We start from the raw sequence: 10939 nt of genomic DNA on the forward strand, positions 1-10939 counted from the left end.
AGCGGGCGACACCAGGCGGGCGGACACCGAACGGGGGCCGTGAGTCGTCGGCGGGGCCGCCGGGGCGGGGGACGAGGCGGTGGAAGACTGCGTGCGGAAGGGTGAGTGGGGAGCCCAGGGTGAGCAGCAGTTCCACTTTCAGTTCGGGGTGGGCGTGGAGGGCCTCGTAGGTGACGACCGTGCCCAGGGAGTGGGCGATGACCACTCGGGGCCCGTGGTGGGCGATGCGCGCGGCGACCTCCCTGCGGGCCGCCAGCCGCACCGTGTCATCGTCGTCACGCAGATTATGTGGCCACTTCGCTGAAAACATCCGGATGAAGAGCTGTGTCAGCCGACCGTCCGGGCTGAATTTCTCGGCCACCCACGCGGCCGTATGACGGAGGGGCAAGGTCAGCGTGCCCATGGCCACGGGCTCGGGGGCGCCTAACTCCTTGAGCCATGCCGTCAGCAGCTCCTGGGCGAGCGGGTCATCCAAGCCGTCGGGGTCGGCCGAGCCTTGGGCGATGGGACCCGAGTTGAGGAAGGGCGCGTAGTAGGCGAGGTCGAGGTCGTACAGCCAGAGCCACCGCCCAGCCACGACCGCCGTTCTACTCGTGGTCGGCGATTTCGACCGCTCGGGCGAGGACATCGAGCGGAACTGGGCAGCACACACGGCTTGTTGGAGCCACACCGAGCGGGTGCTGCTGACCTACGAGCAGGTACGCGCCTACGAGCTTCCCGCGACCGAGGGCAAGCACGGCGACCCGGGAGATCGGAGCGGGGGCGCTGCGTGTGTGGAGGTGTCTGGCGGCGCCGGGTCGCCGAGGCTCGCCGCCGTCAGCGGGCCCGTAGACGCGCGCGCTGTGGGAAGCGGTCCGGAAACTGCCCGAGACCTGGCGGCTGTGGCACCTCATCAGCCCGACCCGCGGTCGGTGGAGGAGGCGGCGCCTGCGGCGGCGCGGCGCGCAGGGTGGCGATGTAGGCACGGACCATCTGGTAGGTGACCGGGGCGTTCTCAGCGATCAGTTCGCGATGCAGGCGAGTGACGTTCATGTGTCCCTCGGCGAACCGCCTCTCCAGGTAGGGCTTGTAGGGGTCCAGGCGACTGGGCCGGGGCCGGTTCTCCCGGAGCGTGTCCTGCCAGGTGGCGGCACGCGCGTAGCGCAGCACGGTGTTGAGCCCCCCAGCCCAGGTGGCGGGCGATCGCCCGGCGCGAGTGCCCCTGAGTGAGCAGTTCGTGGACCTGGGCATGTGCGGCCTTCTTGCGCTGGGCCCGTCGGCCGTCTATGCCGGGTCCGACGTGCGCCAAGTCGGCGGTTGACGCCTCGATCTCCGCTTGTACAGGCGGTGTTGGCGCATTCAGGCACTCGCGGTGGGCGGCGACGCAGGTCTCCACGGCCCGGCCGATACCCTGCCACAGGTGGAACCGGTCGGAGACCTGGATCGCGGTGGGCGCACCGAGTCGCGCCCCCTCGGCGTAGGCGCCCGCTCGGTCCCGGCCGATGATCTCCACGCCCGGGTGAGCGGCTAGCCACGCGGCCAGCGGTCCGGAGTCGCGCCGTCGGGAGCACGTCGACCACCCGATGGGTTTCTCCACAGGTCAACACGGTGGAGTAGGTCTGCCTCGGCGGGTCGCAAAGTCGTCCACGCCCAGCACGCGCGGCGTGCTGGGCTGGGCAACGCCATGACCTTGCGCAGCAGGGTCATCCGTCCGACGCGGAAGCCCAGTTGGGCGGTCAGCCGGGCGCCGGCCCGTCCGGCGAGTGCGAGCCCAACGCGCTCCAGGACGTGGCCGAGCCGCGTGGTGAAGCGTGCGTACGGGGCGGTCAGCTGCGCGAACGGCTCGGCGAACGTGCGGCGCGGGCAGTTTTCCGTCCCGCAGATGAAGCGTCGGACCGTCAGATGGATCACCACGCTTTGCCCAGCGAGCGGCAGATCCTTCAGTCTGCGCTGGTAGGAGTCGTGCACTCGGTTCGAGGAGCGGCTGCAGTCCGGACATGCTGCGCTGGCCGCCCGGCCTCTGGCTGTGACATCGACCGTGCCTACGGCGGCGGTCACCGCTTCGACGCCCATGTCGTCGATCCCGCTGAATACCAGCAAGTCCCAGAACGATGAATCGGCCTGCATTACCAGTAGCGTCACCGGCCTCGGCCAAAGCTGCGGGGAACCGTACAGACCTGACGGAGCGTCACTACCGCCTGCCCGACGCGGAGGCGCACGCGGTCTCACACGAGACCAGTTCCTCGCAATCGAACACCACGGTGACCCTCCGCGACCGCTCCCCAAGATCTGTGCCAGAGCCCCGTTCTCACCTACGCAGCCAGATGACCCTCGGCGAGGACCTGCTGCGCCTGAGCGGCGGTGCGTATGCGGCCTTCCAACTCCCCTTCGCCGATCTTGGCGTTGTCTCCGCCGGAGCCGGACCTGCCCGATGATCTACGCCATGGTCATCGGCCGCCGACCGGCACGGGTACCCAACTCGTCATTCACACCAGACCCGTGACCTGCGGCTTCACGATGCACACCGCCCATTTGGTGAGGAACCCGGCTGTTCCCAGGGCGGCCATGAGGAGAAGGAGGACGTACTGGGTGCGCCGGACTCCGCGGGTGAGGTCGTGCGGTTCCGTCATCGGTTTCTGTTCCCCTTTTGGTAGTCGCTGTGCAGGGCTACGGAGGGACGGGCTCAGTCGCCGACGTGGATGCCGGGGCGGCGGTCGGGGTCGGGTTCGTTGCTGCGGATGATCTCGCGGGTGACGGGGGCGGTGTCGCCGCGGCCGAGGAGGAAGTAGCGGATCATGTGCACCAGGGGGCTGCCTTCGGCCCAGGCGAAGTAGCAGTGTGGCCGCACACCGGTGCCGTCCCGCAGGGCCAGCAGGATGGCGGCTATGGCGTTGGGCGCGGCCGGGGCCTGGGCGCGCAGGATGCGGTGGCCGTCGACTTCGACGCCGTGGACGGTGAGGGTGTCGCTGAAGTCGGACGGGTCGACGACGTCGATCTCCAGGAAGAGCACGTCGGCCGGGCCCGGTACCGGGTTGGTGCCGCGCTGTTCGCGTTCCTTGGCGCTGTACTCGGCGGCGTCACCGGCCTCGCGGCGGTGGGCGATGATGTTGATGGACTCGTCGTGGGCGAGGGTGTCGGCGATGAACCGGCGGGCGGTCTCGTCGAAGACGAGACGGTCGGCACGCAGCTCGGTCGTGCGCGATACGCGGGAGACCAGTGACACGGCGATGATGCCGAGGATGAAGAGGCCGGAGATGGCGATGCCGTCCGGCTTGTCGATGATGTTGGCGATCAGCGCGTAGAGCAGGACCGCGGTGAGCGCAGCGAATCCGGTGGTGGCCGCGCGCCGTCGATGGCGGGCGACGAAGACGGTGACGGCGAAGGCGCCGGAGACCATCATCGCCAGGATGCCGGTGGCGTAGGCGCCGGCCTGCTTGTCGACGTCGGCGTCGAAAGTGATGGTGATGATGATGCACAGGGCGGTGTAGACGAGGACGACCGGGCGCACGGCGCGTCCCCATTCGGGTGCCATGCCGTAGTCGGGCAGGTAGCGGGGCACGATGTTGATCAGTCCTGCCATGGCGGAGGCACCGGCGAACCACAGGATCAGGATGGTGCTGATGTCGTAGACGGTGCCGAACGCCTCACCGACGTGCTCGTGCGCGAGCCAGGCCAGGGCGCGGCCGTTGGCGGCGCCTCCGGGCTCGAACTCGTCCTCGGGGATGAGGACGGTGGTGACGAAGCTGGCGGCCAGCAGGTAGACGCTCATGATGAGCGCGGCGACGGTGAGGAGCTTGCGGGTGTTGCGGATGCGGGCCTGAAGCCGCTGTTCGTCGTCGGCGCCGTCGGCGGCCACCAGCGGCATCATGCTCACCCCGGTTTCGAAGCCGGACAGGCCCAGCACCAGCAAGGGAAAGGCCAGCAGGGCGGGGCCGGCCAGATCACCAAAACCGCCCAGGTCGGTGAGGGAGCCGGTCCACGCCGACCAGGCCTCGGGATCGGTCAGCACATGGGCCACGCCGACGCCGATGACGACGGCATTCAGGGCCAGGAAGACAGCGACCAGGGGGATGGCCACCTTGACCGCTTCGCTGAAGCCCAGCAGGAACACTCCGCCGAGGATCAGCAGCAGCGCCACCGTCAGGGCGACCTCATGGCCGTGCAGTACCGAGGGGAAGAAGGGGTTTTCCACCACGTGCACCGAGGCGTCCGCCGTGGACAGGGTGATGGTGATGATCCATGAGGTGGCCACGAAGCCGAGCAGGACCAGCACGAACAGCTTGCCCCACCAAAACGGCAGCAGATCCTCCAGCATCGCCACCGACCCCGCCCCGTGCGGGCTCTCCTTGGCCACCCTGCGGTACATCGGCAGCATCCCCAGCAGCGTCAACGCCACGATCAGCAGTGTCGCCAGAGGCGAGACGGCTCCTGCGGCCAGGGCGGCGATCGCCGGGACGTAGGCCAGGCTGGAGAAGTAGTCGACGCCGGTCAGGCACATCACCTTCCACCAGGCATGCGGCTCGGCATGACTCTCACCGGCCGCGGGTCCCACCGGCTGCACTCGGTGACGCAGCAGCCACCGCGCCGCCCTGCCTGTCGGCTCGGCCCGCAAGGCGGGACTGTCCACCGTCTCCGGCATCACCGGCCGACTCGCCTCACTCATGTCCCCGTTGTCCTTCCGCTGCTTGATCACTGAAATGGCACCCGGAGCTGCCAAGGGCACCAGCGATCATCGCGTATGCGGCACCGGATCCCTCATCCGGTACTGAGATGCACCTGAGTGAGCCGAGGGCGGCTGGTCATGTCATCTGCTGCAACCCAGGACGCGGTGCGCCCTGGACGCACAACACGCCTTCGGTGACCTCGACGGTCACCGGCCCGCGCTCCTGGGCGTGCACGACGCCGTCGACGATTTCACCGCCTAAGGGGCGGAGCTGTCGGGCTCGCGTTGAGCAGCCGGCCCTGTCCGACGACCCGATCCTCCAACACGGCCTCCAGCTGCCGAACTCCTGGTGGGAGGACCTCGCCGGGACGCTGGGGAGAGTGTCGGCCGCCGACACCGACCGCGTTGCCGTACGGCAGCAGTACATGGACCGCTCCGCCAGCTCATCGGCCGATGCGGACTGCGGACGGGGAGGGACGGATGAGGCCAAGGCAATCACCGATATACCTGTCACGGCTGGACTCGCCGTTGCCTCGATGGCGCAGGACGTGCCGGAGGTGAAGGGGATCACCAAACGTTGGGAGTGACGGGGACCGTCCAGAGCTCGTCGTTGGTGTGCTGGGGGTTCTCCAGGCTCAGTGCGTTCCAGGTACCGCCGTCACCGAGAGGGGTGCTGGTCTGCCTCAGGACGGTGGAGATGTCGTCCCGGGGGTGGATGGAGACTGTCCCGCGCGGCGCCGGGTAGGACTCCGACCACAGCTGGAAGTGCTGGTTCGTGGCGTTCGGGCTGCACGGTGCCAGGGTGACAACCCATGGGCCGTATCGTTCCCAGTCGCCACCGGCTGCCGGCCTCGGGCTGCGGGTCCAGCACGTTCCCTGGGTGGTGCTCTGGATGCTGTAGTACCTGCCGTGCTCGCGCGGAGTGAAGGTCCAGCTCCTGTCGGACGAGTTCGGCCAGTTCGCATCGGTGAACGCAGCAAGCACCTGACCGTAGTTGCCGTAGGTTCCGATGTGCCGGCCGGTGCTGGCGTTGCGGACCTCTCCGGTGCCACCGGACACCTCAGCCGCTGCGGATGCCGCAGTGCCCAGCACGCCACCCAGCGCGGCACACACTGCGGCCACAGCGACAGCCGTACGGCGCCACCCCCGGGGGCTCGGGCAGGCGGCAGCCGTACCGGCGGCCACGGTCATGGACCGGCGTACACGCATGATGTGCTCCTTTGCAAAGGACGAATGGGACGTCCGCAACCTGTCCCGCTCCATCCTCGTGACACGCCTCAACGCTTCAACCATCCGATCGAGCGATCACTTTCCCGCCACTCATGCGGGCCCGTTGGTTGAGGCCACCGCCGGGCGCTTGTGCACGAGGTGACGAACGGGGGCGGGAAAGGGGCCACGGAGAAGTGGAAGGCCTCGTGAGGCTGGACCGGGCACCACGACGAGGGGAGTCTTTGCTCCCGTTCGGTAGTCATGCTGCCGTGAGGACTGCTGGCAGTGGGGGCTAGCACGGGGGGTGTGAGGGGGCGTAGAGCTGGCGACCGCGTCGGCTTGGAGATGTCTCAATTCACCAATGACTACAATTAGTAGTATTGCCGCTACTCTCAGTCGCAGGAATGCTGGTTATGACTTCGCGGGTCGCAGATGTCGTTGGCTCTGCCGCTGCGCCGGAACGTACGGGTGCCGTGTTGCCTCCTCGCGTACGCGCCGCATCACTGCTGCCGTCGGCCCCGCGGCCCCCTCCACTACCGGAAAGCAGGATGACGCTGACCATGCAGACCCCAGTCCGCCTCGCGGCAAGCGTCGCGCTCACCACCGCCGCCATGCTGACCGCAGCTGCCCCCGCCTCCGCCGACGCCTCGATCATCCGAGGCCAGGGCCGCGACGCATGCACCCGCAACTACGTCTGCCTCTACGACAACTGGGACTACAACGCCCCCACCGACGCCCGCATCCTACGAACCACCGAGGACATCACCCACCTGAACGACTACAACTTCAACGATGTCACCAGCTCCGTTGTCAACAACAGCCGCTTCCTCGTCCGGATCTACCCCGACTACGACTTCAAGGGAGTGCCCGTGACACTCCTGCCCGGCGAGTCCATCAGCTTCAACCGGGGCAACGGCTTCAACGACGTGGCCTCCTCCGTCCAGTTCCTCCCTTACACCATCGGATAGCCGACAGCCGCATCGATCGAGCGGGCCCGGGGAGGGCGACTGCTGTGGAAGCCGTCGTTTTTAGCCGGCCATGACGTCGCGTAGTTCCCGTGCAGCGTGTTCGCGGTGGTGCTGGGCGGGGATCGCCTCGTACAGGGTCACGGCGCGGCGGCGGACCAGGCCAGTGCGGTAGTCCGCGGGCAGCGCTGTCAGGGCGTCGACCATACGGCGGCACGCCTGCTCGGTGTCGCCGTCGTGCTGGGACGCCGCCGCGTCGATGTTCAGCAGGGTGCGCGTCATGGTGCTGGTCGGCGCGGACAGCTCCAGGGCGCGCTGCTGGCTCTCGCTCGCGCGGCGGGTGTCGGCGTGCGTGGTGCAGGCGTGGCTGAGGTGGACGTGGTGCTTCTGCTCGCTGTACGTCAGTCACGTGTCCGACCGCTCGCCCTCGGGGAGCCGGTCCATGAGGGCGTCGGCGGCCTCGAGCGCGGCGCGGGCCTGCTCAGGCTGGTGGTTGAGGGCGTAGGCGCGGGCGGCGACTGCGGCCGCCAGCGTCGCCGCGGCGGTCGACCGGTGTCCGGCGACGTGACGGGCCCGTTCGGCAAGGCCGGCCGCCGCTTTCGGGGCGCCGTGGTTGAGCGGCACCATGGCCTCGCGGGCGAGGACCCATGCGTGCAGTTGGTCGTCGCCGGATTCAGCTGCGGCCCGGGCGGCGGTGGCGAACCACGCGCGGGACTCCCCACGGCTGCCCAGGTCGTGTAAGACGATCACGGTCATCCCGGCCATCTGCCCGGCCGTCCGGCACAGCCGCGCCCGTACCGGTGGGGGCTGGGGGACGGTGAGCAGCGGGCGCAGGGTCGTGAAGTCGGTGACCAGGTCGGCCAGCACGCGGGTGGGCTGCTGGCCGTGGTAGCCGTACCCGTAGCTCTCGGCAGCGGCCTCGAGATCGGCCAGGTCCTGGGGTACGCCGGGGGAGAGTGTCTGGTCGACGTCGGTCCGGGCGGCGGTGGGGGCGGCGAGTGCCGGGGCGGTGAGCCCGGCGGCGAGCGCGCCACGCAGCATGTTGCGGCGCTTCATCGGGTCATCTCCATGGTCGGACTCCGGCCACGTCCGGGCCGTCGACCGGCGGCCTGGTCCGCTCCCGCCAGCAGATCGTCGCCGCCCGGGGCTGCAATGCCATCCCCTCGGACGGCGGCGGCACCGGCAAGAGCGACGGCAACGACTGACGATCGGGAGCCCTGACGCGATGAGGGATCTGTCTATCGCGGTGCAATGCCTGGGCGAGGACTTCCTCGCCCAGGCACTGCACCGCGAACACCGACACGTACTCGGCGCGCTCGACGTGACCGGACTGACGACCTGGGACGACCTCAACGACCTCCTGGCCGCTCACCGGCTGGAGCCGCCGCGCTACGAGGAGATCGTCACCGGAGACCGGCAGCTGGTCGCCCAGATGGGACGGGTGATGTTCACGATCGGCGACCACGCCGCGGAAATCGAGCCGATGAGGCCGCAAGGCGGCACGCATTCAAGGTCAGTAACAGACACCGGATGCCGTGCAGTTGATGCCGACCCACGGCCACGTCGTATACCGAGCACACGGGTTGCTGTTTACCCCTCGTGCAACCGCTCCACCGTCCCGGAAAGGGCACACAGTTGCCCGCATGGATCTCGTCCGCAAGGGAGACCGCCATTCCGCGCCAACACAGTCCATAGGACTGGCTCGCGGTTCACACAACGGCGTCCACTCCCGCACGGCCGAGCGAGAGTGGACGCCATCGTGGTCCACATCGTGTCGCAGTGGAGTCCACTGAGTCTTCGCCAACCTGAAGTCGCAAGTCAAAGGGCTGGTGTGACTGATTCTCGGGGTGCTCACGCTGGTCGTGGGCGGGAGTCCACGGACGAGATCATCTGACAGAGCCGGGCTTGTCTCTGAAACGGAAGTCAGTCCAGGCGGGTGCTCTGACCGGTACACCCGGGCTGGGAGGCAGTCCGTCCTGCTGGCCAAGCACGTAACTCACTGGCAGTGCCTGTTCAGTACATGACATTCTGGCTCGGTGCTCCTGAATGACCCCGCAAACAGTGTCGATCTCCGCCCCGTGCGCTATCAGTTCGCCGCGGTCCGGGGTGACTCGTTCGACGACAACTGGCTGGTCATTGCTGGCACAGTGACGACTCCGGAGGGCAGCTGGTCGTTCGTCGATCCGTGTTTGCTCACCCGTGAGGCACGCGAGGTGGCCGTGTGGCTGCGCGCGGTGGCTGCGGGGGCGGTGGCCGTAACCGAACCTGATGCCGAAGGCGAGCTGGCACCGGACGTTTCGTTCATTGAGCCGCTCGTGGCCTTCAGTCTCGCCGGTCGGAGCGAGAGTGAGGCCGCGGTGATTCGCATTCATCTGTCCTTGCAGGCAGCGCCCCCGTGGCAGCAGGGTGACGACCGGGCTGGCATCCACCAGTACGTCGTGGAGGTCAGGATGGACGCTGCGGCGCTGCTTCACGCGGCTGATCAGTGGGACCTCGCTCTGACTTCCTTCCCACCCCGCTGATCACCGTTCATGCGCGATAACCCGACGTGCATTTACGCAAGATCCACCTCAGCCGGGGCGGCCACCAGACACTCCCCGTACCGCTGATTCCTGCTCGCAGTGCCCGGGGAGTCTTCTACGATCCGGTGCATGCTGGATCCCGAGCTGCTGGAACGGATTACCGCGCGGCGCGCGGAGCTGGATGAACTCGAAGGGCAGCTGGTTAACCAGCTGGCGGAAGTACGGGCCGAGCGGGACGAAGTCGGCGTCGCCGAACGCGTTCTTGAACGGGTGACCGAGCAGCTGGCTGAGGAGCGTTCCTCAGCCCGGCCGATGCCGGGGCAGGTGGGTGGCCGGGCAGTGATGATAGTCCCGCATCGCGAGCCGGGCGTGGAGGAGAATGCCCTGCCCAGGGAACTACCAGCGCATCATCGCCGCCGTGCGACAGGCCGCCGGACCGGTCATGGCCCGCGAGGTCGGCGAGGTAGTGGGGGTGGAAGTCAGCGTGAAGGTCAAGCTGGAACCGCTGCGCAGCAATCTGATCAAACTCGCCATGACGAATACCAAGGTGCGCGCCGAGGACACCTGCCCGCTTATCTACCAGTGCCGTCTTCCGCTGCCCACGCACACCGTCAACCACCTCGCCGATCTGCTCAGGCGCCATCTGAAGGCGATTGGGTCCCGGTGGCGGATTCTGCCACCGGGGAAGATCGCGGTGATCGTCCTGGCCGTGCTGCGTCACGACCAGCGCCTGGCCGACATGGCCGGCGGCAACGATGTGTCCGAGTCCACCGTCCGGCGCTGGCGCGACGAACTGATCGGGCTGCTCGCCGCCCAGGCGCCGCGTCTGGACCGTGCCCTGAAGAAGGTCACCAAGCAGGGCGGCGAAGTGGTCCTGATCGATGGCACCCTCATCCGCACCCAACGCCGCACCGGCAAGGCTGACCGGCGGAACTACTCCGGAAAGCACCGCAGCCACGGCCTGCACTTCCTCGCCCTGACCGACGAGAAAGGCCGCCTGATCTGGATATCCGCCGCCCGGCCCGGCAGCACCCACGACAACACCGCCGCTCGCCACGACCACATCCTGGCCCACCTGCAGGCCGTCGGCCTCGGGGCGCTGGCCGACCTCGGCTTCCGCGGCCTGGACAACGACGTCCTGGACCCCGTGATCATCACCGGCTACGCCGCCACTCGCACCCACAAACTCACCCCAGGACAGAAAGAAGCCAACAGAGTCCTCGCCGTTGGACGCGCACCCGTCGAGCACGGGTTCGCCCACCTCAAGAACTGGCGGATCCTCACCAAGCTCCGCACCGGCCCCGCCCACGCCACCCGCCTCCTGCGCGCTCTGCTCGTCCTGACGAACCTCGAAGTCAACCGCTGACGGACGATCTACTGCTCAGACAATCGCCCGTGACCAGCTCCTGTTGTTGAACCGGGGGAGCGGGCGTCCGCCCCGCAGCCCTCCGTCACTTGCACCAAGATGTGCCTGCATGTCGACGATCGCGTCGGCGTACGCAGGAACGGAAACCGGTTGGATCCGCTGCCTTCGACAGCAAGCTCCACCGTCGGCAAGTCCAAGCTCATCCTGCCCCTTCGGGCCGGCGCCGGAAGCCGGG

At 68.2% G+C, this 10939-nt stretch carries 12 protein-coding genes and 1 pseudogene; 4 read left to right on the forward strand and 9 right to left on the reverse strand.

Annotated features, from left to right (window positions below):
* The 5 genes and pseudogenes from AOK23_RS22215 to AOK23_RS22225 form a co-directional block, all read right to left on the reverse strand.
* Nucleotides 1–577, reverse strand: a pseudogene (locus tag AOK23_RS22215) (hypothetical protein); the annotation flags it as partial.
* A 239-nt stretch (nt 578–816) separates the two neighbouring features.
* The gene (locus AOK23_RS50075; protein WP_240496495.1) at nt 817–1149 is read right to left on the reverse strand and encodes a hypothetical protein; all 333 of its coding nucleotides are present in this window, start codon (nt 1147–1149) and stop codon (nt 817–819) included.
* Between the two features lie 357 nt (nt 1150–1506).
* Nucleotides 1507–2106, reverse strand: coding sequence for a transposase family protein (locus AOK23_RS50080; RefSeq protein ID WP_240496496.1), 600 nt, complete (start codon nt 2104–2106; stop codon nt 1507–1509).
* A gap of 359 nt (nt 2107–2465) precedes the next feature.
* The gene (locus AOK23_RS47970; RefSeq protein ID WP_157878114.1) at nt 2466–2609 is read right to left on the reverse strand and encodes a hypothetical protein; all 144 of its coding nucleotides are present in this window, start codon (nt 2607–2609) and stop codon (nt 2466–2468) included.
* Nucleotides 2610–2662: 53 nt separating this feature from the next.
* A complete protein-coding gene (locus tag AOK23_RS22225; RefSeq protein WP_055714450.1) occupies nt 2663–4642 on the reverse strand; it encodes an APC family permease in 1980 nt (659 codons plus the stop codon).
* Nucleotides 4643–4836: 194 nt separating this feature from the next.
* Here AOK23_RS22225 and AOK23_RS50085 point away from each other — a divergent pair, with 194 nt between their 5' ends.
* Complete coding sequence (locus AOK23_RS50085; protein ID WP_063791377.1) at nt 4837–5229, forward strand: hypothetical protein; 393 nt, start codon at nt 4837–4839, stop codon at nt 5227–5229.
* On the opposite strand, the gene AOK23_RS22235 is transcribed toward AOK23_RS50085, so the two are convergent.
* Complete coding sequence (locus tag AOK23_RS22235; protein WP_157878115.1) at nt 5210–5851, reverse strand: hypothetical protein; 642 nt, start codon at nt 5849–5851, stop codon at nt 5210–5212. The two genes, AOK23_RS50085 and AOK23_RS22235, sit on opposite strands and share 20 nt — an antisense overlap.
* Before the next feature lie 560 nt (nt 5852–6411).
* On the opposite strand from AOK23_RS22235, the gene AOK23_RS22240 reads away from it, so the two are divergent.
* Entirely contained in the window at nt 6412–6819 is a 408-nt protein-coding gene (locus AOK23_RS22240) for a peptidase inhibitor family I36 protein (RefSeq protein ID WP_157878116.1), read from the forward strand.
* Between the two features lie 60 nt (nt 6820–6879).
* On the opposite strand, the gene AOK23_RS22245 is transcribed toward AOK23_RS22240, so the two are convergent.
* The 3 genes from AOK23_RS22245 to AOK23_RS47975 all read right to left on the reverse strand — a co-directional run bounded on the left by AOK23_RS22245 (nt 6880) and on the right by AOK23_RS47975 (nt 8323).
* Nucleotides 6880–7098 (reverse strand): hypothetical protein, encoded by a 219-nt coding sequence (locus AOK23_RS22245; protein WP_055714446.1) that lies wholly within the window; start codon nt 7096–7098, stop codon nt 6880–6882.
* Nucleotides 7099–7221: 123 nt separating this feature from the next.
* A complete protein-coding gene (locus AOK23_RS22250; RefSeq protein WP_055714447.1) occupies nt 7222–7872 on the reverse strand; it encodes an NsdA family TPR-like regulatory protein in 651 nt (216 codons plus the stop codon).
* Between the two features lie 4 nt (nt 7873–7876).
* Nucleotides 7877–8323 (reverse strand): hypothetical protein, encoded by a 447-nt coding sequence (locus tag AOK23_RS47975; RefSeq protein ID WP_055714448.1) that lies wholly within the window; start codon nt 8321–8323, stop codon nt 7877–7879.
* A 529-nt stretch (nt 8324–8852) separates the two neighbouring features.
* On the opposite strand from AOK23_RS47975, the gene AOK23_RS22260 reads away from it, so the two are divergent.
* Nucleotides 8853–9338 carry a WapI family immunity protein gene (locus AOK23_RS22260; RefSeq protein WP_055714449.1) on the forward strand — a complete coding sequence of 162 codons (486 nt, stop codon included), beginning with the start codon at nt 8853–8855 and terminating at the stop codon, nt 9336–9338.
* A gap of 379 nt (nt 9339–9717) precedes the next feature.
* The gene (locus AOK23_RS22265; RefSeq protein WP_240496497.1) at nt 9718–10704 is read left to right on the forward strand and encodes a transposase family protein; all 987 of its coding nucleotides are present in this window, start codon (nt 9718–9720) and stop codon (nt 10702–10704) included.
* Nucleotides 10705–10939: the final 235 nt, after the last annotated feature.

The organism is Streptomyces torulosus (genome assembly GCF_001419765.1).
Lineage (GTDB): Bacteria > Actinomycetota > Actinomycetes > Streptomycetales > Streptomycetaceae > Streptomyces > Streptomyces torulosus.

What these genes read in the sequence shown, in the direction of transcription:
- AOK23_RS22250 (WP_055714447.1), bottom strand. Translation starts at nt 7,872, where the DNA reads ATGAAGCGCCGCAACATGCTGCGTGGCGCGCTCGCCGCCGGGCTCACC.
- AOK23_RS22235 (WP_157878115.1), bottom strand. Translation starts at nt 5,851, where the DNA reads ATGCGTGTACGCCGGTCCATGACCGTGGCCGCCGGTACGGCTGCCGCC.
- AOK23_RS50080 (WP_240496496.1), bottom strand. Translation starts at nt 2,106, where the DNA reads ATGCAGGCCGATTCATCGTTCTGGGACTTGCTGGTATTCAGCGGGATC.
- AOK23_RS22240 (WP_157878116.1), top strand. Translation starts at nt 6,412, where the DNA reads ATGCAGACCCCAGTCCGCCTCGCGGCAAGCGTCGCGCTCACCACCGCC.
- AOK23_RS47970 (WP_157878114.1), bottom strand. Translation starts at nt 2,609, where the DNA reads ATGACGGAACCGCACGACCTCACCCGCGGAGTCCGGCGCACCCAGTAC.
- AOK23_RS47975 (WP_055714448.1), bottom strand. Translation starts at nt 8,323, where the DNA reads ATGCGTGCCGCCTTGCGGCCTCATCGGCTCGATTTCCGCGGCGTGGTC.
- AOK23_RS22225 (WP_055714450.1), bottom strand. Translation starts at nt 4,642, where the DNA reads ATGAGTGAGGCGAGTCGGCCGGTGATGCCGGAGACGGTGGACAGTCCC.
- AOK23_RS22245 (WP_055714446.1), bottom strand. Translation starts at nt 7,098, where the DNA reads ATGACGCGCACCCTGCTGAACATCGACGCGGCGGCGTCCCAGCACGAC.
- AOK23_RS22265 (WP_240496497.1), top strand. Translation starts at nt 9,718, where the DNA reads ATGCCCTGCCCAGGGAACTACCAGCGCATCATCGCCGCCGTGCGACAG.